The sequence below is a fragment of the Pseudoalteromonas sp. ASV78 genome (genome assembly GCF_047806705.1).
In the GTDB taxonomy this organism is placed as follows: domain Bacteria; phylum Pseudomonadota; class Gammaproteobacteria; order Enterobacterales; family Alteromonadaceae; genus Pseudoalteromonas; species Pseudoalteromonas prydzensis_A.
Window position 1 is genome coordinate 3,860,855 of record NZ_JBLOPA010000001.1, and the last position, 21,035, is coordinate 3,881,889.

20 protein-coding genes are annotated in these 21,035 nt (G+C 41.6%); 14 read left to right on the plus strand and 6 right to left on the minus strand.

Annotated features, from left to right (window positions below; genetic code table 11):
• Nucleotides 1-26 precede the first annotated feature (26 nt).
• Complete coding sequence (locus ACMVDV_RS17595; protein ID WP_192541718.1) at nucleotides 27-920, minus strand: hypothetical protein; 894 nt, start codon at nucleotides 918-920, stop codon at nucleotides 27-29.
• A 73-nt stretch (nucleotides 921-993) separates the two neighbouring features.
• Here ACMVDV_RS17595 and glnE point away from each other — a divergent pair, with 73 nt between their 5' ends.
• Nucleotides 994-3,792, plus strand: a complete 2,799-nt coding sequence (glnE, locus tag ACMVDV_RS17600; RefSeq protein WP_416158955.1) for a bifunctional [glutamate--ammonia ligase]-adenylyl-L-tyrosine phosphorylase/[glutamate--ammonia-ligase] adenylyltransferase — start codon at nucleotides 994-996, stop codon at nucleotides 3,790-3,792.
• Here the strand turns inward: glnE and ACMVDV_RS17605 are convergent.
• From ACMVDV_RS17605 to tolC, 3 genes are all read right to left on the minus strand, one after another.
• Nucleotides 3,789-4,361, minus strand: coding sequence for a TcpQ domain-containing protein (locus tag ACMVDV_RS17605; protein WP_304182450.1), 573 nt, complete (start codon nucleotides 4,359-4,361; stop codon nucleotides 3,789-3,791). The two genes, glnE and ACMVDV_RS17605, sit on opposite strands and share 4 nt — an antisense overlap.
• 54 nt (nucleotides 4,362-4,415) lie before the next feature.
• Nucleotides 4,416-5,342 (minus strand): LpxL/LpxP family Kdo(2)-lipid IV(A) lauroyl/palmitoleoyl acyltransferase, encoded by a 927-nt coding sequence (gene lpxL, locus ACMVDV_RS17610; protein ID WP_304182451.1) that lies wholly within the window; start codon nucleotides 5,340-5,342, stop codon nucleotides 4,416-4,418.
• A 106-nt stretch (nucleotides 5,343-5,448) separates the two neighbouring features.
• Nucleotides 5,449-6,792 (minus strand): outer membrane channel protein TolC, encoded by a 1,344-nt coding sequence (tolC, locus tag ACMVDV_RS17615; protein ID WP_304182452.1) that lies wholly within the window; start codon nucleotides 6,790-6,792, stop codon nucleotides 5,449-5,451.
• 176 nt (nucleotides 6,793-6,968) lie between these two features.
• Between tolC and ACMVDV_RS17620 the strand changes: the two genes are divergently transcribed.
• The 10 genes from ACMVDV_RS17620 to rraB all read left to right on the plus strand — a co-directional run bounded on the left by ACMVDV_RS17620 (nucleotide 6,969) and on the right by rraB (nucleotide 16,421).
• On the plus strand, nucleotides 6,969-7,595 hold the full coding sequence (locus tag ACMVDV_RS17620; protein WP_416158956.1) for an NUDIX domain-containing protein: 627 nt from the start codon (nucleotides 6,969-6,971) through the stop codon (nucleotides 7,593-7,595).
• Between the two features lie 38 nt (nucleotides 7,596-7,633).
• Complete coding sequence (locus tag ACMVDV_RS17625) at nucleotides 7,634-8,092, plus strand: DUF1249 domain-containing protein (RefSeq protein ID WP_416158957.1); 459 nt, start codon at nucleotides 7,634-7,636, stop codon at nucleotides 8,090-8,092.
• Nucleotides 8,079-8,870, plus strand: coding sequence for a metallophosphoesterase (locus ACMVDV_RS17630; protein ID WP_416158958.1), 792 nt, complete (start codon nucleotides 8,079-8,081; stop codon nucleotides 8,868-8,870). Before ACMVDV_RS17625 ends, ACMVDV_RS17630 begins: the two co-directional genes overlap by 14 nt.
• A complete protein-coding gene (locus tag ACMVDV_RS17635) occupies nucleotides 8,855-9,415 on the plus strand; it encodes a YqiA/YcfP family alpha/beta fold hydrolase (protein ID WP_304182456.1) in 561 nt (186 codons plus the stop codon). Before ACMVDV_RS17630 ends, ACMVDV_RS17635 begins: the two co-directional genes overlap by 16 nt.
• 31 nt (nucleotides 9,416-9,446) lie before the next feature.
• Nucleotides 9,447-11,336 (plus strand): DNA topoisomerase IV subunit B, encoded by a 1,890-nt coding sequence (parE, locus tag ACMVDV_RS17640; protein WP_416158959.1) that lies wholly within the window; start codon nucleotides 9,447-9,449, stop codon nucleotides 11,334-11,336.
• A gap of 18 nt (nucleotides 11,337-11,354) precedes the next feature.
• Nucleotides 11,355-11,486: a hypothetical protein gene (locus ACMVDV_RS17645; RefSeq protein ID WP_416158960.1), complete on the plus strand. Its 132-nt coding sequence runs from the start codon at nucleotides 11,355-11,357 to the stop codon at nucleotides 11,484-11,486.
• Between the two features lie 331 nt (nucleotides 11,487-11,817).
• Nucleotides 11,818-12,912, plus strand: coding sequence for a PQQ-dependent sugar dehydrogenase (locus ACMVDV_RS17650; protein ID WP_416158961.1), 1,095 nt, complete (start codon nucleotides 11,818-11,820; stop codon nucleotides 12,910-12,912).
• Nucleotides 12,913-12,922: 10 nt separating this feature from the next.
• Nucleotides 12,923-15,214 carry a DNA topoisomerase IV subunit A gene (gene parC, locus ACMVDV_RS17655; RefSeq protein WP_304183912.1) on the plus strand — a complete coding sequence of 764 codons (2,292 nt, stop codon included), beginning with the start codon at nucleotides 12,923-12,925 and terminating at the stop codon, nucleotides 15,212-15,214.
• A 158-nt stretch (nucleotides 15,215-15,372) separates the two neighbouring features.
• On the plus strand, nucleotides 15,373-16,086 hold the full coding sequence (locus tag ACMVDV_RS17660; RefSeq protein ID WP_304183915.1) for a 1-acylglycerol-3-phosphate O-acyltransferase: 714 nt from the start codon (nucleotides 15,373-15,375) through the stop codon (nucleotides 16,084-16,086).
• Entirely contained in the window at nucleotides 16,086-16,421 is a 336-nt protein-coding gene (gene rraB, locus ACMVDV_RS17665; protein ID WP_064667208.1) for a ribonuclease E inhibitor RraB, read from the plus strand. The genes ACMVDV_RS17660 and rraB overlap by 1 nt, the downstream gene beginning before the upstream one ends.
• 97 nt (nucleotides 16,422-16,518) lie before the next feature.
• On the opposite strand, the gene ACMVDV_RS17670 is transcribed toward rraB, so the two are convergent.
• Entirely contained in the window at nucleotides 16,519-16,644 is a 126-nt protein-coding gene (locus ACMVDV_RS17670) for a hypothetical protein (RefSeq protein WP_416158962.1), read from the minus strand.
• A 103-nt stretch (nucleotides 16,645-16,747) separates the two neighbouring features.
• Between ACMVDV_RS17670 and ACMVDV_RS17675 the strand changes: the two genes are divergently transcribed.
• Complete coding sequence (locus ACMVDV_RS17675; protein ID WP_064667209.1) at nucleotides 16,748-17,971, plus strand: HD-GYP domain-containing protein; 1,224 nt, start codon at nucleotides 16,748-16,750, stop codon at nucleotides 17,969-17,971.
• Here ACMVDV_RS17675 and ACMVDV_RS17680 read toward each other — a convergent pair.
• The gene (locus ACMVDV_RS17680; protein ID WP_304183921.1) at nucleotides 17,931-18,272 is read right to left on the minus strand and encodes a hypothetical protein; all 342 of its coding nucleotides are present in this window, start codon (nucleotides 18,270-18,272) and stop codon (nucleotides 17,931-17,933) included. The two genes, ACMVDV_RS17675 and ACMVDV_RS17680, sit on opposite strands and share 41 nt — an antisense overlap.
• Before the next feature lie 289 nt (nucleotides 18,273-18,561).
• Here ACMVDV_RS17680 and ACMVDV_RS17685 point away from each other — a divergent pair, with 289 nt between their 5' ends.
• Nucleotides 18,562-19,824, plus strand: a complete 1,263-nt coding sequence (locus tag ACMVDV_RS17685; protein ID WP_416158963.1) for an outer membrane protein transport protein — start codon at nucleotides 18,562-18,564, stop codon at nucleotides 19,822-19,824.
• 103 nt (nucleotides 19,825-19,927) lie between these two features.
• Entirely contained in the window at nucleotides 19,928-20,962 is a 1,035-nt protein-coding gene (locus ACMVDV_RS17690) for an IS110 family transposase (protein ID WP_416158964.1), read from the plus strand.
• The last annotated feature ends 73 nt before the right edge of the window (nucleotides 20,963-21,035 follow it).

Genomic DNA, 21,035 nt, shown 5'->3' on the forward strand with positions numbered 1-21,035 from the left:
CCCCACGTATTCGAACATTTCCAAGCTTAAATTGAAAACATGCTTATTAGTAAATAGCCTATTGCACTGAAAACAGCAAATTCAATGCAGGCTACGCCAATATTATCTTGATGATCAATTTCAAGCGCAGTATCAATGTTTGGCAGTGAAATGAACTTGATTATAGTCGTTAATAGATACAGTAATAACCACATAGTGCCGCAATGTAAAGCTAATGTGAATAAATTCTCTACCATTTTGCCACTATGAAAAGTGGCACTGGCAAGGCCTGCATAAATAGCTAATGCAAGACCGATGGATTTCCCCGCATAACGGATGCCGATAGAGGTATTTTCTAAATTAAAGTTATTCTGTAATGATGCCCCTTGATTAGCGCGAGCAAAGCGATATTCACGTAGCTTGCTGTCTAGGGCAAAAATTCCTTGTAATAAAAGGAAGCAAACAAACACGATGAGCAAGCTGCTAAAACCTTGGGTATGAGACCAGTGGTAAAGCCCTAAGGTGATAATACAGTTGGCGATTAACATGCCAGAATCAACTAAAGCAGCGCAGACATTTTGCTTTAAGATGGCGGCTTCTTCGTTAAAACGGTGCAAAATCCACTTGCGGTGGATCAAGTGACCTATTTTAATAAAAGCAAATAACAGGACTATCAGTACAATCACTTTAATCGGGTTTGATTGGGCTGTGCTGATACTAATTTCATCAAATAAAAATGCCACCGTCGCTACCACTACACTGATTTCTGACGCAAAACTAATTCCTAGAGCAAAATTGTCATGTTGAGCAAGCTCTTCTTTTAATGCTTGTTTAGCCTTAAGTTGACTTACTACCCGCAAACAAATAACAGCTAAGCAAATAACCATAAAACAGATAGCAATCGCGAGTAAACTAGTGTTAGATAAAGATAAATATGACATTGAGAACCTAGGCTGGTTATTATTATGCTAATCATTCTAGTACGGTTACGACGGATATAAAAGAGAGTATTTGATGACACTAGGCGAACAACTTCCAACAGCACTAAACACCCTTGGTCGCGAGCGCTTTGTGCAGCTCTACCCAGAGCAATCACCCAGTGAGTTAATTATTAATTTAATCGGCTTGAGTGACTTTGCATGGCGTTGTTTGCAATCTCAACCGCAGTTAATTGAGATGTTACTTTGTGATACACAAATGAGTTTGCGTGATAGTCCAAATCCATTTCAAGGGTTAAATTTGGCAGAGGTGGATGAAGCGCAGTGTCATAAAATTTTACGCCGTTATCGTGAGCGCTATTGGTTAAAAGTAGCGTGTTTAGATTTGTGTTATAACAATGACATAGCAGATAGCATTGGCTATATTTCAGCACTTGCCGATCAGTTAATTGACAGTGCAAATAATTGGGCGTTCGCTCAGGTTGCAATCGTTAATGGGCAACCACTGGATGAGCAACAACAACCCCTCGCTATGATGGTATTAGGCATGGGTAAGTTAGGCGGCCAAGAGTTAAACTATTCGTCAGATATCGATTTAATTTTTTCGTATCCGCGCAGCGTAAAAACTCAAGGTGGGCGTCGCTCGCTAGAAGCGCAAGTGTTTTACACTAAAGTTGCACAAAAACTGATTGCCGCACTTAATCAAATCACTGTTGACGGTCAAGTATTTAGAGTGGATATGCGGCTGCGCCCATTTGGTGAGAGTGGCCCTTTGGTTATGAGTTTCACAGCAATAGAAGATTATTATCAAGATCAAGGTCGTGAATGGGAACGCTACGCCATGCTCAAAGGGCGTTTGATCGGCCCGCAAACGCGCTACAGTGATGAATTCTATCAGTTATTAAAACCGTTTGTGTATCGTCGTTATATTGACTTTTCAGTGATCGAATCGTTGCGTAAAATGAAACAAATGATAGCTCAAGAAGTACGTCGTAAACGCTTGACTAACAATATAAAACTAGGTGCAGGAGGGATCCGTGAAGTGGAGTTTGTGGTGCAAGCACTGCAAATGGTAAGGGGCGGGCGAGAAGCTAATTTGCAAACACAATCCTTGCAAAAAGCACTGGCGGAGCTAGAAAACATTCAAGTTATTGGCGAAGATGAAGCGCAGTTACTACGTGATAATTATTTATTTTTAAGACGGGTAGAGCAGTATTTACAGATTTTTGCCGATCAACAAACGCAAACATTACCTGATGATGAGCTCAACCAACAACGGTTAAATTACTTGTTAGGGCAGCGTGATTTCAGCGCATCTTTAGCACAAATAAATGACATTATGGCTGGCATACACAGTGAATTTGAACAAGTCATTGGCTATGAAAGTGAGCCTGTCGATCCGTGTGAAAGTGCGTTTATAAGTGCTTGGGAACACACCGATATTAGTGTCTTGAGCGAACCAAATGATGCATGGCAAATGCCATTAGAAGACTTTAAAGCACGCTTAACGAAAACTAAAATTGGTCATCGTGGTCGCGATATTCTCGATAAACTCATGCCGTTAATGCTAAAGCAACTATCAGACAGTCAAGCAAGCGGTGACGTATTTAGTATGATCTGCCAAGTACTAAGTAAGGTTATTTCACGCACAGCCTATTTAGAGTTGCTGTATGAAAACCAAGGCGCGTTAAAGCAGCTTGTTTCGTTGTGTTGTCATAGTAAATGGATTGGTGAACATATTTCCCGTTACCCGATTTTACTTGATGAGCTAATCGATCCTGCGGTGCTGTATAAGCCCACTCCTTTGAGTGCCTATAAAGACGAAATACGACAGTATTTTTTACGTATTGATAGCGCAGACTTAGAACAGCAAATGGAAGCATTGCGTCAGTTTAAACAAACCCATCAGCTAAGGATTGCTGCCGCTGATGCAACCGGTGTGTTAGATGTGATGAAAGTAAGCGATCACTTAACTGCATTAGCCGAAGCGATAGTCGAGCAAGCTGTCAATCTTGCTTGGCAACAAATGGCGCAGCGCTTTGGTGTCCCACCTAATACTGATGATGAACATAAAGGCTTTGCGGTAATAGCGTATGGCAAAACCGGTGGTTTTGAAGTGGGTTATGATTCTGATCTCGACTTAGTATTTGTGCATAACAGTGATGGCTCAGAGCAAACTAATGGCACTAAAGCGATTGATTCACGTCAGTTTTATTTAAAACTTGCACAGCGATTAATGCATTTATTTAATACCCGTACAGCGTCGGGTATTTTATATGAGCTGGATACTCGATTACGCCCAGAAGGCGCTTCAGGGCTAATGGCAATCAATTTAGAAAGCTTTAATCATTACCAGCAAACGCAAGCTTGGACGTGGGAGCATCAGGCGCTAGTACGCTCTCGAATGATTTTTGGACAAGCTGAGTTACAACGGCGGTTTGCGCAAATTCGCTTAGGTATTTTGTGCCAGCAGCGCGACCCACAAAAACTCAAAGAAGATGTGATCACCATGCGTGAAAAAATGCGTACCCACTTAGCGAAGGGCAATGACATTGAGTTTGATTTGAAACAAGATGCAGGTGGTATTGCTGATATTGAGTTTTTAACGCAATACTTGGTACTAAATAATGCGCATCGCTTTGCTGAGCTAACAACTTATTCAGATAATGTGAGGATTTTAACGGATGCTGCACGGCTTGGCTGTATTAGCAAAGAGACTAAGCAAGGGTTGATCGCGGCTTATATTGATTATCGCTCCCGTTATCATGTGTTGAGCTTAGATCAGCAGGGACGTTGTGTTGCAAAACAGGAGGTTACCCCGCATATTCTGTTTGTCACCAACGCATGGCAGCAGGTGTTTGCATTAACCGCCTAACTCCTTAGGCGTTTGCAATTTTCGCGTACATATTCAGAGGGCAGTTCGGTGATCACCGCTGCCCGCTGTTTAAAGCAAAAAAATGTATAAACCTCGTTTTCAAAGTCATCGTTGATGGCGCGACCAACTTGATAAAGGGTTGAGTTGAAATCGCTATCAACCCTAAAGTGGTCTTTGACCACATAATCTTTACTTAAATACCAATACAATACGATGTCTTCATTGCGTGCATAGTCAGTTAACACTTTTTTTAAGGTGGAGCCGTTTTCAAACCGTCTCGGGATAAACTTCCCCGTCCAGTTTGGTGAAGATGGTTCAACAACTTTAGCGCGCTCGGTTAATGCGGCATCGATATTTATATCAGGAGCAGGGAGTTTAAGCACATACTTATCACGTTCATTATTTTTACTAACTTGGTTACGTAATGCAGAATAAAAGCGTGATAAACCTTGCGCCGCTGCATTTTTGGTATCTTTCATATCCATGACCGGGCCATGACCTAATAAAAAATAAAGTGCTGCGGCAATTAAAATGGCAGCTAATGATAAATGCTTAACCCAAAACCACATAACTCATACTCTTGTATTTATATTTGTTAATAAAAGCATATTACAGTGGCGTTGTCACTTGTAATAAGAAGGTGCATCGATATCTGGACGTGTTTTAAAACGTCTATGCAGCCACATATATTGTGCAGGAGCAACGTTTACGGCTTGCTCTATTCGCTGGTTGACTCGGGTCACATCAGCTTTATCATCACCACTGGGGAAATTATCCAGTGCAGGCAGTACTTCTAAATGGTATTTACCTTGTTCATCACGGCGGCTGGTTAAGCTCACTGTCTCACAATTTTTACTGGCTGAGAATAATAAGGTTCCAGTGGTTGTTGCCGCATCTTGGACTGCAAAAAACGGTGCAAATTCACAGCGTTTACGACCGTAGTCTTGATCTGGCAAGTAATAACAGACTTTTTTAGCTTTAAGTGCCTTTAATAGCCCTTTGACATCGCGTTTGCCAATTAAATACTCATTTGATCGTAACCGGCCTCGGGTCATAAAAAACTCCATTAGCGGATTATTATGCGGGCGGTAAAAGCCAATGCCTTGGTGTTTAAGGCCCATGATCCGGCTGGCTATTTCTAGGTGTAAAATATGCGGGACTAGCAATAGCACACCTTTACCAGATTGTTGGATCCGCGCAAAATGTTCAAGCCCTTTCACAGAGCCATAAACGCGCTTTATCCGCCAATTTGGCCACCACCATGCCATACCTGTTTCAAGGGTCGCAATACCAGTGTTTTCCATATTCTGTTTGACTAACGCCCGTTGCTGTTCAATTGGCATATCAGGAAAGCATAGTCTTATATTAACTTCAGCAATGTGGCGACGCTTTTTCATGGTGCGATATACCAAGCGACCAAGTTGCTTACCTAGCCATAATTGCAGTTTAGACGGTAACCAAGACAGCGTATATAAAATAAATACACCAAGCCAAGTAAGCCAATAACGCGGACCTAGGAAAGACCATTTAAATGCAGATGAGTTGACCACGGAAATATCTCATATTCGAAAAAGAGTTAGTTTAACTGGATGAATAAAAAAATACAAAAAAGCCAGCAAGTTGCTGGCTTTTTAATGAGAAATGTTAAACTTATCGCTATTGGATTTCTTTTAAACCTTGATTAATGGCTTGTAAGTCATTGCTTGTTAACGTACCCGCCGCTTGTTTTAAGCGTAGCGTCGAGACTACATAGCGATAGCGTACATCAGCAAGATTACGTTTAGCATTAAAAAGGTTTTGTGTGCTGATCAATACGTCAACAATGGTACGAGTGCCCACTTCAAAACCTGCTTCAGTGGCTTTTAATGCGCTTTCTGCTGAAACCACAGCTTGCTCAAGCGCTTTAAAAGTCGCAATATCAGATACTACTTGATTATACGATGTGATAACCGAGCGAGTGACGCCACGTAAATTTGCTTCTAAATCTTCGCTTGCAGCCACATAAAAAGCACGTGCTTGCTCAGTCGCAGCAGTAGTAGCACCGCCTGAATAGATTGGCACACTAAAGGTGATGCCAATATTTGTACTATCACCACGTGGACGTGCCGTGTTGCTATTGCTATCAGCTAGTGTATCACCGTAGCTGGCATCTAAAGTCAGCTTAGGGTAATGACCCGCTTGTGCTAAATCAATTTGATCTTTAGCGATATCAACCGTTACTTTAGAGACCTGCAGATTTAAGTTGTTTTCCTCTGCTAGCTTAATGTAATCGGGTGATTTTTTTGTCGGTTGAACTGTAGAGAACGTCTCAGTGTTTAACATATCCAGCTTAGCGTGGTATTTACCGGTGATCTCGCGAAGCTGCTCACGGGCAGTTTCAACGCCGTTTCTGGCAACGATTTCGCGGGCAACCGAGTTATCGAACTGTGCTTGCGCTTCATGCACATCGGTAATTGCCGTTAAGCCTACTGCATAACGCTGTTTGGTTTGCTCAAGTTGACGTTCAATGGCGCGTTTTTCCGATTGTACGAATTCTAAGTTATCAATCGAACTTAATACGTTGAAATAGCCATCAGCAACACGAACAATCAGATCTTGCTTGGCAAAATCATATTGAGCAGTTGCTTGCAACGCTTGTTTGTCTGCAATACCTAGTGAATTCCATGCACCTAAATCAAACAGTGTTTGGCTTAGGCTAAGACCACGGGTGAATGTATCTGAATCGCTATCGATCTTGGTATAACCTGCCGCATCAGTACCGTTAAATGATGTGCTATCGGTTTTTTCATACCCCATAGAAAAACCGATTTGTGGCAATAAAGCACTCATCGCACGATCGCTGTTATAAGCTTGTGCATCGGCTTGCGCTTTTGCTTTTAAAACAGTGGGATCGTTAGCTGTGGCAATTTCATAAACTTGTAATAAATCTTCAGCATTTGATGCTGTTGCAGTTAATGCGCAAGATAAACCAATCAGCGCAGCAAGAATGTTTTTTTTCATTATTCGTTCAGTCCTTAGACAATTTTCGTTCTAAAAGCATGGTAACCTGTTTTACTTAATAACAAAAAAAAAATTGCGTAAAACAGCGTAAACAAGTGTAACAGAATATAATAGTGCGGACATGATAGTTATTATCTAAGCGCTAATTCAAGTAATAAAATACCATAGGAAATGCAATGGCTGATGAAAAACTTATAAAATTTGGCAAGCAAGACGTTAAAATAGCCCCTATAAAAGCACTTTATAAGGGGTTTTTTAATATTAATTTATATCAGTTTGAGCATGCACTATTTGCTGGTGGACAATCGGCAACAATAAGCCGTGAAATACTCGAGCGCGGTGACGCTGTTGCGGTTTTACCGTATGATCCCGTAACAGACTGTATTTTGCTGATCGAACAAATACGGATTGGCGCAATAAAGAGCAAGCAATCACCTTGGTTATTAGAATGTATAGCCGGTATGACGGATGGCAGTACTGATTATGAAACTGTCGTCAAACGCGAAGCATTTGAGGAGGCGGGACTTGAGCTACATGAATTGGAATTTATGCTATCGTACCTTTCAAGCCCAGGCGGTACTACCGAGCGGTTACATCTTTATTTAGCTCCCACTGACTTAAGCCAGCTGCAAAGTGGTGTTTATGGGCTAGAAACCGAAGGCGAAGATATAAGAACACATATTATCAGTTTTAATGAGGCGATGGCCCGTTTAGCAACGGGTGAGATAGATAATGCCGCGACGGTTATTTCATTACAGTGGTTAGCGCTTAATCGTGAGCGTATACTTAAGCAGCGCACTTAGAATATGCTCCCTTTAATCTCTAACTTTATGGCGGTAACGTGACAGCACTTGCAGTAAAACAACGATATATTCAAAGTCTCCCTAAATACTTGACGTTATGTGAGCATAACTACTTACGCGCTTTAAAATTGTTGCCCAATGAACGCAAACAAGGCAGTGCACGGCAAGTACAATTAGGCAATAACCGATTTGCAATTAAAGTGGATGGCTGTGCGAAGTACACTATGGATATTTCTATTACGCAATTAACGGGGATGTTAAAAGGCTTTAATCCGTTGTTTTTAACCGTGCGTTTGTATCATGATGCAAAAGTGGCAGAAATAATTCACCATGACTACCATCAAAGAATTAAACCATCGTATGGCTATCCTAATCCGCAAATGCATCAAAAAGACGAAAAATATCAGCTCAATGCATTTTTATATGATTGGTTAGTGGCGTGTGTTGACAGTGGTCGAGCGGCACTCAATTGGGATGTGAATAATGGCTTGGTTTGATGAATATGCAACTTTCAATCGCAGCCAGCTGCATTTAGCGCATATTACCGATTGCCATTTATTTGCCGATCCACAAGCTGAGTATTTTGCGGTTAATACCGCAGAACATTTTTCTCGCGCGCTTGCCCACATGGCAGAGCAGCCATTAGATGCCGTGATCTTTGGTGGTGATTTAACCCAAGATCACAGTTTTGAATCCTACTTATTGTTTGCTCAGCTGATTGCCGATGCAGCGCTTTCCTGCCCAGTATTTTGGCTACCAGGTAATCATGATGAGATAGCTGCCATGCAACGCATCTCTAGTGGCCAAATAAGTAATGCTAAACGTTTAATTGCTGATGGCTTTGAAGTGTTACTTATTAATTCCAAAGGACCCACACCTGCAGGATGGGTAAGTGAAGCGCATTTAAATGAGATCACCACATTATTAGCAAGCACACCGTTACCGAGTGTGATTTTTTGCCATCATAATCCACTGCCAATCAACGGCTACTTAGATAAACATATGCTTGAAAATGGTCCGCAATTGCTTAACATATTACAAAACAGTGGGCAGGTTAGGCATCTATTCCACGGTCATGTTCATAATGATTACCAATTTCAGTTCAGAAATATTGATGTGCTGGCCACTCCCGCAAGTTCAGTGCAATTTACTAAAAATACCGCACACTGGCAGCAACAAAATTTAGGCGCAGCTTATCGGTTATTAACGATCACTAAGCCAAGCGACGCAGCCCCATTGTCTGTTGATTCGGAGCTAATATGGCTCAACGGGTAATTTACATTCATGGTTTTAATAGCAGTGAAAAATCATTTAAAGCTGTGCGCTTTGGTGAGTATATGGCACACTATGATGTTGATTATTGTGTGCCGAGGCTAAGCCATGAACCACTGCATGCGATAATTCAAATTGAGCAATTATTAACGCCAAATACTGTATTACTTGGCAGTTCTTTAGGTGGTTTTTACGCCACTTATTTATCGCAAAAATATCAGTTACCAGCAGCGCTGATCAATCCTGCTGTTAAGCCTTATTTATTATTGAGTTCATTGTTAGGGCCGAACTATAATCCGTATCAGGATAGCCATTACGAGCTCAGTAATAGTCATATTAACGCGTTAAAGTCACTGTCGATACCAAGCTTAGAGCGCCCATCGTTACTGTATTTATTACAGCAAACAGGTGACGAAGTATTGGATTATCAGCAGGCCGTTAAATATTATTCACAATGCAAGCAACAGATAGAATTTGGTGGTGATCATAGCTTTATTGGCTTTGAAGACTCCATTGCTAGTATTGTAGATTTTCTTAAAATCACGTAAAACATAGCTAAGCGCATAAAAGATAAAAACTATGAGTCAGCAAAATTATAACGCCGAAGCCATTGAAGTATTAAATGGGTTAGAACCTGTTAAACGCCGCCCTGGTATGTACACCGACACCACCCGTCCTAATCACTTAGGGCAAGAGGTTATTGATAACAGTGTCGATGAAGCCATGGCCGGCCATGCCACAAAAATTGATGTTATTTTATATGAAGATAACTCACTTGAAGTCAGTGATGATGGCCGTGGTATGCCTATCGATATTCACCCTGAAGAAGGTATTCCTGGGGTTGAGCTAATTTTCACTAAACTGCATGCGGGTGGTAAGTTCTCAAATAAAAATTACCAGTTTTCTGGTGGTTTACACGGGGTAGGTATCTCCGTGGTCAATGCATTATCCACCCGGGTTGAAGTTGTTGTACGTCGCGATGCACAGCAATATATGATGGCATTTGAAAATGGCGATAAAGTTGAAGACTTAAATGTTATTGGTACAGTCGGTAAACGCAATACCGGCACAACCGTACGTTTTTGGCCGGATGTAAGCTACTTTGATTCAGCTAATTTTTCGTTGACTAAATTACATCATTTATTAAAAGCTAAAGCCGTACTTTGCCCAGGTTTACGTATTAAGTTTACCAACAAGCAAACCAAAGAAAGCCAAGAATGGTATTACGAAACCGGCTTAAAAGATTACTTAAACGAGGCCGTTAAAGGCTACGAAGTCTTACCACAAGACCCATTCACCGGTGAATTTTCAAGTTCAACCGAAGGCGCTGACTGGGCGGTTGTGTGGTTGCCTGAAGGCGGTGAATCAATCGCTGAAAGTTATGTTAACTTAATACCTACAGCGCAAGGTGGTACCCATGTAAATGGTCTGCGCCAAGGTTTGCTCGAAGCAATGCGTGAGTTTTGCGAATTTCGTAACTTACTGCCGCGTGGCGTTAAGCTCACCCCAGATGATATTTGGGAGCGCTGTAGCTATGTTTTATCAGTTAAAATGCAAGATCCACAATTTGCTGGGCAAACCAAAGAAAAACTTTCATCACGCTCGTGTTCGGCATTTGTATCTGGGGTTGTTAAAGATTCATTTAGCTTATGGCTGAACGAGCATACCGACACCGCTGAGTTACTCTCTGAGTTGTGTATTTCGAATGCCCAAAAACGTTTACGTGCGGCGAAAAAGGTGGTGCGCAAGCGAGTCACTGCAGGCCCCGCGTTACCAGGCAAGCTGACTGATTGTAGTGCCGCTGATAATGATCGCACAGAGCTGTTTTTAGTGGAAGGTGACTCAGCGGGTGGCTCAGCTAAACAAGCGCGTGACCGTGAGTTTCAGGCGATCATGCCGCTACGTGGTAAAATTTTGAATACTTGGGAAGTTGAATCAGGACAAATCTTAGCATCACAAGAAGTCCACGATATTTCTGTGGCATTGGGTATTGACCCAGATTCAACGGATATTTCTTCGTTGCGCTATAATAAAATTTGTATTTTAGCGGATGCTGATTCCGACGGGCTGCATATTGCAACTTTATTATGTGCGCTGTTTGTACGTCATTTTCCAACCTTAGTAAAAACCGGGCATGTGTATGTAGCTATGCCACCCTTGTTTAGAATCGACATTGGTAAAGACGTTTATTACGCCCTTGATGAAGATGAAAAATCTGGCATTTTAGCGCGTATTGAAGCAGAGAAAAAACGCGGTAAAGTGAATGTTCAGCGCTTCAAAGGTTTGGGTGAAATGAACCCACTGCAATTACGTGAAACGACCATGGATCCAAATACTCGTCGCTTAGTACAGCTTACCTTAGAGGATGAAGTGGAAACCATGGAAATGATGGATATGTTGCTGGCGAAAAAGCGTTCATCAGATCGTCGTCAATGGTTAGAAGATCATGGTAATCGTGCTCAAGTGTAATTAAGCCAAGGTGTAAATATGCAACTACAACAAGGAAGCTGTTTTAACTATTTACACTTACTTAACGACGTAGTGAATGGTAAGCAAAGGCATTTGGCCCACAAAGTAGCAAATGAAAACTTACTGTACTACGGTTATATACTTGGCTGAAGCGTATCTGTTTGCACAAGATATAACGCAAGCGAGTCATTATCTTTCACTCAGTAACCAGTATTTCGATAAGCTTGAAAAGCAGTTGCTTAAAAAGATAAAGCGCTTAACGAATTCGCCTTACAAGAAATTAAACAACAGTAGGCATTAAAAAAATATCATTATGTTCAGCGTGTTATTTTTACTGTTTTCGTGGCGACAATATTGCTTACAACACAAGTTTTGCTGTTGCGTAAAAATAGCGCAGTTAAACTCATGTAAAGATTTATCAAAAACCCAGATAAAGCGTTCTTTGCAGCAAAAGAGCGTGGCCGAAATAAGGTAGCAACAGATGAATAAATTACTAATATCTCTACTCGCGGTAGGATTGCTAAGTACTCCCTTAGCGGCAACAGAAATCATCCAAGAACTCAGTGTTCCTGCTGGTTTTACAATAAATATATTTGCCAGTGATGTGGAAAATGCCCGACAACTAGCTGTATCGAAAAAAGGCATTGTTTATGTTGGCTCGCGTAAAGCGGGCAATGTATATGCGTTAATTGATCACAATAGTGATGGCATTGCAGATAAACAAATACTCGTCGCCAGCGGTTTAACTATGCCATCGGGTTTAGCGATTAAAGATGGTGATTTATATGTAGGTGAAGTACATCGTATTATTCGTTTTAAAAACATTGATACGCAACTAAAAGCACCAAAATATGAAGTAGTTTACGATGCGTTACCAACCGAGCGTCATCATGGTTGGAAGTTTTTGCGTTTTTCACCCACTGGTGAGTTGATCATCCCTGTGGGTGTACCATGTAATATCTGCGGCGAAGATGAACGCTTCGGCCGTATTTTTTCATTGGATGTAAATACCAAACAAATGACCACGTTAGCACAAGGGGTACGTAATTCAGTGGGCTTTGATTTCCACCCAAGTACGCAGGTTATGTGGTTTAGCGATAATGGCCGAGACATGATGGGTGATGATTTACCCCCTGATGAGTTAAACCGTTTAACTGTCGAAGGCGAGCATTTTGGTTTCCCATATGTACATGCTGGTGCCATTTTAGACCCTGAATTTGGTAAAGGTAAAAACATTGCTGATTACAGTGCCCCTGCTTTGGCATTAGGCGCACATGTAGCAGCTCTTGGTATTCACTTTTATAACGGTAAGCAATTTCCGGCTAATTATAAACAGCAGCTTTTTGTTGCCGAACACGGTTCGTGGAATCGCAGTAAAAAATCTGGATATAAAGTGGCAGTTGCCACCATTGAGCAAGGACGTGTGATAAAATACACGCCGTTTATTACGGGCTTTATGAAAAACGAAGAAACATTGGGTCGTCCGGTTGCTTTTGCAGAACTTGCCGATGGCAGCTTATTGATCTCCGATGATTATGCCAATGTGATCTACCGTGTAAGCTATAAAAAAAATTAGGTAGGCTTTGATGAGTGATACAGATACCTTGCTAATGCAAGGAATTGAGCAACAAACAATGGGGCGTTTTACTGAAGACGCCTATTTGAATTATTCCATGTATGTGATCATGGATAGGGCATTGCCACATATTGGCGATGGTCTAAAACCAGTACAACGTCGTATTATTTATGCTATGAGCGAACTGGGTTTATCGGCAACGGCTAAATATAAAAAGTCGGCTCGTACTGTCGGTGATGTACTCGGTAAGTATCACCCACACGGTGATAGCGCCTGTTATGAAGCGATGGTGTTAATGGCGCAACCGTTTTCTTATCGTTATCCATTGGTTGATGGGCAAGGAAACTGGGGTGCTGCCGATGATCCTAAGTCATTTGCGGCAATGCGTTATACCGAAGCGCGCTTATCTAAGTTCTCTGAAGTACTGTTAAAAGAACTTGGCCAAGGGACCGTTGATTGGACGCCAAATTTTGATGGCACCATGGACGAACCTCAAGTACTACCTTCACGTTTACCGCATATTTTACTCAATGGCATTACGGGTATTGCCGTAGGTATGGCAACGGATATTCCACCCCATAACGTGCGCGAAGTAGCCGCTGCCTGTTGCCTATTGCTCGATAACCCTAAAGCTGAACTAGATCAATTGCTTGAGCATGTACAAGCGCCTGACTACCCAACTGAAGCGGAAATCATTACTTCAAAAGCTGACATTCGTAAAATTTATCAAACTGGTCGTGGTTCGATAAAAATGCGCGCTATTTATACTGAAGAACACGGCGATATTGTTATCACTGCACTGCCTCATCAATGTTCTGGTGGTAAAGTACTTGAGCAAATCGCAGCGCAAATGAATGCCAAAAAGCTGCCCATGGTCGCTGATCTGCGTGATGAATCAGACCACGAAAACCCAACCCGCATAGTGATTATTCCTCGTTCTAATCGCATTAAAGTGGAGCCGCTAATGGCCCATTTATTTGCCACTACAGACTTGGAAAAAAATTACCGCGTTAATATAAATATGCTGGGCCTTGATGGCCGTCCGCAGGTAAAAGATTTACGAACCATTTTAACTGAGTGGCTGGTGTTTCGCCGTGAAACAGTACGTCGTCGCCTGCAATATCGTTTAGATAAAGTATTGGCTCGTTTACATATTTTAGAAGGTTTACTGGCAGCCTTTTTAAATATTGATGAAGTTATTGAGATTATTCGTAGCGAAGACAAGCCAAAGCCAGTGTTAATGGAACGCTTTGGTATTACAGATATCCAAGCCGAAGCAATCCTTGAATTAAAACTACGTCACTTAGCCAAACTTGAAGAGTTTAAAATTCGTGGCGAGCAAGATGAGCTTGCCAAAGAGCGTGATAAATTACAGTTGATCTTAGGCTCTGAACGTCGTATGTCGACGTTACTGAAAAAAGAGATTCAAGAAGCAGCAGAGCTGTATGGTGATGATCGCCGTTCACCGATTGTCGAACGTCTTGAAGCTAAAGCATTAAGCGAAAAAGATTTAATACCATCAGAATCGGTAACCGTGGTGCTATCTGAAAAAGGTTGGGCGCGGGTAGGTAAAGGCCATGATTTAGATGTAACAGGACTAAGCTACCGTGCTGGTGATGAATATAAAGCGTCAGCCCGTGGTAAGAGTAATCAACCCACCGTATTTTTAGACTCAGCAGGGCGTGCATTTGCCACTGATGCCCATAGTTTGCCGTCGGCGCGAAGCCAAGGCGAACCAATGACGGGGCGTTTCAACCTCACCGCAGGTGCTAATTTTGAGCATGTAGTGATGGCTGAAGATAAGCAAGTGCTCTTGATGGCATCGGATGCGGGTTATGGCTTTATTACTGATTTTGTTGATTTAGTCAGCAAAAACAAAAATGGTAAAGCGTTAGTGAGCGTACCTAAAGGTGGCCAGTTATTAGCGCCTATTAGGGTTAATGATGTTGCTAACGATTACTGTATGGCGATCTCGAATGAAGGGCGGATGCTGTTATTTCCATTACGTGACTTACCTAAACTTGGTAAAGGTAAGGGGAATAAGATTATCTCGATCCCAAGTGCTAAAGTACAAGCGCGTGAAGAGTTTGTAAAAGTGCTCGCGGTAGTACCTGAAGGCACCAGTGTGACCTTGCATGCAGGTAAACGTAAACTGACTCTTAAACCCAGTGATTTAGAGCACTATCATGGTGAACGAGGCCGTCGCGGTAACAAACTACCACGCGGTTTACAGCGAGTTGATGAAGCCGTTGTTGAGCTAACCGTCAGTGATGATGATATTGAGCCAACAGAAACAGACTAACAATTTAAATTATCGGTACTAAATTAAATGGCCTGCTTTTGCAGGCCGTTTGTTTTTAAAAAAGAAATTAATTTAAGCTTACAAGTGTGCGCTAAACTCTCGTTTAGCAACTAAAATAACGCTATAATGCCGACGTTATTATTTTTGGAGTGTTTTTTTTGTTAGCTATTATTCGTATTTTGATCATGGCATTGTTTATTTTATTCAGTTGTATCATTGGCTTATTACTTTGTATTGTAAAACCTTTTCATAAAAATAATGTGCATATTATTGCTAGTTGGTTTGGCACTATGGCAAAAATGCTCGGTGCAAAATTGGTGATCACCCACCACTCAGAGGCGGCTCATTGTGGTCCTGCGGTGTATGTTGCAAACCATCAGAATAATTACGATATCTTTACTTTAGCAGCGGCAGTACCAGAAAACTGCGTAAGTTTAGGAAAAAAAAGCCTAAAGTGGATCCCATTTTTTGGCCAGCTATATTGGCTATCGGGGAATATTTTGATTGACCGTGGAAATCGTTCGAAAGCGGCGGGCACAATTTCTAAATCAGCGGATAAAATAAAGCAAAAAGGCCTGTCGGTGTGGATGTTTCCTGAGGGAACTCGTAGTTATGGGCGTGGCTTGTTGCCATTTAAAACCGGTGCTTTTCATACTGCATTAAATGCGGATGTGCCAGTAGTGCCAGTTTGTATGAGCAGCACACATAAAACCATTAAACTAAATCGTTGGGACAATGGTACAATCTACATAGACATATTAGCACCGCAGCCGCTTGATAAAACAGTAGGGGCACGTGAACACGCAACGCGTATTCATAGCATCATGGCTGCTAGAATAACTGAATTAGATGCTCAAGTGAGAGAAAAGTAATGGAAAATTGGCGTGAAATTAGTGAAGACATAGTAACTTCGTTATTAGAAGATGGCTCTGATCCTGAGATCTTATACGAAGTCGAACACCACTTTGTTTGCGAAGACTTTGTTAAGCTCGAGCAAGCTGCATTGGCTGCGTTTAAACTTGGTTATGACGTTGAAGAGCCTGCAGAACTTGAGCTTGAGGATGGTAGTAAGATTTGGGGCTTTGATATAGTTGTTGAAGCTGAGCTTGATGTTGACGTAATAATGGAAGACGTTGATAAACTAGCGCAACTTGCGATCGACACCGACGTAGAGTACGACGGCTGGGGCACTTACTTCCAAGAGTAATAAGCCGTGGCGAGAGGAAAGTTAGCGAGAGTAAAGTTAGCGAGAGTAAAGTCAGCAGATAAATTGCGTAAAACTTGACATATGTTTTGTGTAACTTTCAATGTTGAACAACTCGCCAACTCGCCAACTCGCCAACTCGCCAACTCGCCAACTCGCCAACTCGCCAACTCGCCAACTCGCCAACTCGCCAACTCGCCAACTCGCCAACTCGCCAACTCGCCATTTCCTAGTGCTTATTTCGTATTCGTTACTTTTGTTATAGACATTTGTAGTGGATCGTTGATAATCAGTAACTATTATTGTTTGAAATGAATTAATCACTTTATATGCTTATTACCCTGCCAATTTCTGAACTCGTACCAGGAATGTTTGTTGATAGTGTTAGCAAGCAATTTGAGGGTGTTGATAGTATAAAAATCAAAACTCGTGGTTTAGTTCGCGATAAATCGATTATCAAACGCTTAATGTCCGAAGGGGTGCAAGAGCTGCTGATAGATTTTACCCAAAGTGATGTCAGTGTTCCTACCAAATATCAGCTTAAACCTGATGCTGAGCTTGTTACTAAAGCAGACATTAAGCCAAAAAAAGCAAAAATAAAAAAAATTATCTCAGTTGAGCAAGAGTTTGCTAAAGCGACCGTCAGCTATGATCAACATAATCGTAATTTACAAAGCTTATATGGTGATGTTACTTCAGGTTTAAAAATGAATATCGCATTGCTTGATGATATTGCCAAAGATATCGTGTCTTCGGTATTTCGTAACCATAACGCAATGACTATTTTGACTCGTCTTAAAGATAAACATATGTACAATTGGCGACATATGACCAACTGCGCCATTTTTGTTACTGTGTTTGCTAAGTATTTAGGTTATAAAGAAAATATTGTGCATGAGCTTGCCATGGGAGCATTGCTGCATGATTTAGGTCAAGCTAAGTTACCACAAGGAATTTTTTCCAAGCCTGAAAAGGTGAATAAGCTTGAGATGCAAGCGATTAAAAAACATGTTGCGCAAAGCTTAGGATTAGTAAAAGGCGAGAAGGGTATTACCCCATTGATGCTTGATATGATAGTCAATCACCATGAGCGTCTTGATGGCAGTGGTTATCCGCGTGGTTTGCAGGGAGAAAAACTCAGTCGACCTGCGCGTATTATGGCCATTGTTGATGTGTATGACGCGATGACTGCGGACAGACCTCACCAATTAGGTGATGAGCCAATTAACGCATTACGTTATTTATTGGCGAATAAACAGATGTTTGATAGTGAGTTGGTACAGCGTTTCATCAAATGCTTAGGTGTGCACCCTGTGGGCACCATTGTGAAACTAACCAATGAACGGTTGGCGTTAGTGACAGAGGGCAATCATCAGAATCCCATTCAACCGAAAGTAAAAGTTTTTTATAATGCCAAGCATAAACATCACGTTACTGCTAAAGACGTTGATTTAACCTCCGCTGAGCATGATTTAAAAATCGTGGCCAGTATAAAACCTTTAGATTACCAGCTTAATTTGGCTCGTTTGTTAAAAGAGCATCTGCTGGTTTAGCTTGTGCTTTGGTTATTGCTTTAGTACAGCGCTTTTTAGCTGAGTGTTTCGCAGAAAGTAATGCACCGCTAAAGCAACTGGTCATTAATATCATCCACAATAAAGTCCCATTCTCTGTATGTAACGCACCACAACAACATAATAATGCCGCCAAAGCACAGACAATCGCGCCTAACCAATAATGGTTAACAGGGTTATCGCATGCACCAGCTCTGGTACAGGCACAAAAATTAGCTTTGCAAAAGCAATACACACTTACGCCACAAAAAGCTAGTGCAGCAATAATTAGCCCTATTTCCACAGCTTCACTCCCTTTACTGAATCTTGCTGAATAGTCTAATTAGCCTTTAGAATCAAGTCAACCTAAATGATAATTAATTGCAATTGAGTAGGTATTGCATCTTGTCCGATGTGTTTTAAAAAGGTGTTACTTTGCTGTTAAAAACTTGTTTAAGTGGTGGTTTTTAACGAATTGTTACAGTTTTTTATTGAAAAATAAGGTAATGTGCTAAGGTTTTGAAGTAACTTACTCCTAATAATTAGAGACAACACATGGGAACCCAAGCGCTTAGTTTGGTTAAGGTAACATAATGAAATTTACAAAAACTTTAATTGCAGCATCACTTGCTGTTATGTCTGCAGATACGTTTGCAGCGGCTTTTCAGCTAGCAGAGCAAAATGCCTCTGGCTTAGGACGTGCGTATGCAGGTGAAGCGGCGGTAGCTGATGATGCATCAGTGGTTGCACGTAACCCAGCTCTTATGTCGCTATTTAAAGAGCAACAGTTGAGTGTTGCTGGTATTGCAGTTGTTCCAGATGTCAGCCTTCGTGGCACTGAAGCTAGTAATCAATCAGTTAACCCTGGTCAACTAAATGATAGCAGTATTGCGCCAGCCGCTTTTGTTCCTGCCGGTTATTTTGTCATGCCTATCGATGATAAGTTTGCTGTCGGTTTTGGTGCGTTTTCAAACTTTGGTTTAGCAACTGAATTTGATGAAGATTATCCTGCCGGCCAGCTTGCTGGTGAAACAGAGATCGTCACTGTAAATATGAACGTTAGTGGTTCATATAAAATCAATGAGCAATTTAGTGTCGGCCTTGGTTTAAATTATATTTATGCGGATGCGAAAATCATTCGTAATTTTGGTGCGAATCCGCTTGGCTTACCAGCACAAACTCAAGCTGTGCATTTAGAAGGTGATGACTACGGATTTGGTTGGAACGTAGGTGCAATGTACCAAATTGATGAAAATAGTCGTTTTGGTTTTAACTATCGCAGTGAAACAGACATCACCTTTGATGGCGAATATTCTAATCAGCTACCTGCACAGATTGGCGGTTTAGCTGGCGTAAGTGTACCTGGTAGCGTTGAAATTACGCTCCCTGCGATTGCGGAGTTTTCTGGTTCACACCAACTGGATGAGAAAACAGGCTTACACTACAGTGTAATGTGGACTGGTTGGGATAGCTTTGACAAACTTGAAGCGCATGTTGCGGGTAGTGATACACCTGTATTCTCAAAAGATGAGAACTTCTCAAACTCAATGCGTTATTCAATTGGTGGTGACTACCAGTTTAATGATGCTGTGTTATTGCGTGCTGGTATTGCTTATGATGAATCACCAGCTGATCAAAAACACCTGTCGATTTCTATCCCAGATACTGACCGTTTTTGGTACTCGTTTGGGGTTAACTACACCATGAGTGAGCAAGCTAATTTAGATATTGGTATGAGTATTTTACGTGGTAAGACGCAAAACTTTACTGAATCTGATGGCTTAGGTCAGCAATGGGGCTTTGAATCAAAAGGCCATGCATACTTATTTGGCGCGCAGTATAACTACACGTTTTAATATCTGACTAGAACCTAGAACCTAGAACCTAGATGTATGGACTCCCTCTCCCTGAGGAGGTACGGTTTTAATCCGACAAAAGATTAACCAAAGGAGTCCATACATGAAAGATACTAATATATTGGCTATTGATTTAGCAAAAAATGTTTTTCAAGTCTGCAAGCGAGATCCAAAAGGTAAAATCCTCTTCAACCGAGAGCTTAGCCGAGCAAAGCTAAAAGAGCTGCTTGCTAAGCAGCCACGCTCAGTGGTGGCGATGGAAGCGTGTGGTAGTGCGCAATATTGGGCTAGGCTAGCACGTGCTCTTGGTCACGAAGTCAAAGTCATTTCCGCAAGAACAGTTAAGCCTTTCCAAACTAAGCAAAAAACGGATCGTAATGATGCTTTAGCTATCGCAATCGCCGCTTCTCAAGAGCATATCCATGGTGCTCGTGTGCAATCTGCCGAAGAGCAGGCTCTGCAATCATTGGAGCGAGCTCGTCATTTAGCAAAGACACATCAAATAGCACAGAGTAATCAAATCAGGGGCTTACTTGGAGAGTTTGGTATTATTGTGCCACCAAGCTTATCCCAGCTCCGTAAGCACATTCCTTTTATTCTGGAAGACGCTGAAAATAGCTTGCCTCAGTCTTTTCGTGAAACACTGAATTATTTATGGCAGCACTTGCTACAGCAAATCGAACATGTTGCCATTTTGGAACGCCAGCTCGAAGACGCGGTAAAATATGATACTACCTGTCAAAAGTTGATGAAGTTAGAGGGTGTCGGCCCCATCGGTGCTTTAGGGCTAGCGGTGCGTTTAGGTCAGGGTGAGAGTTTTACCAACGGTCGTGAAGCATCAGCAAATATAGGGTTAACGCCAAAGCAACATAGTTCAGGTGGTAAAGAACGTATTGGACATATTTCAAAGCGTAATGCAGATAAGCGACTTCGTTCCACTCTTTTTCAAGGAGCGCTTTCTGTTATCACTCAAGTGAGTAAACGTCCAGCTAGAACAAGCAAAGAGCGTTGGCTACAAGCCTTAGTTGAGAGAAGAGGCAAAAAAATCGCAGCGGTTGCTTTAGCAAACAAAACGGTGAGAACCGCGTATGCGATATTAAAGAATGACACGGAATATCAGCCAATCTCATTGGTTTGATATTCCATGTTGAATCAGCAAAGAGCGATGTAAAGCAGGTAAGACCGACCAATAGAAGCAAGTTAGGTCCAAA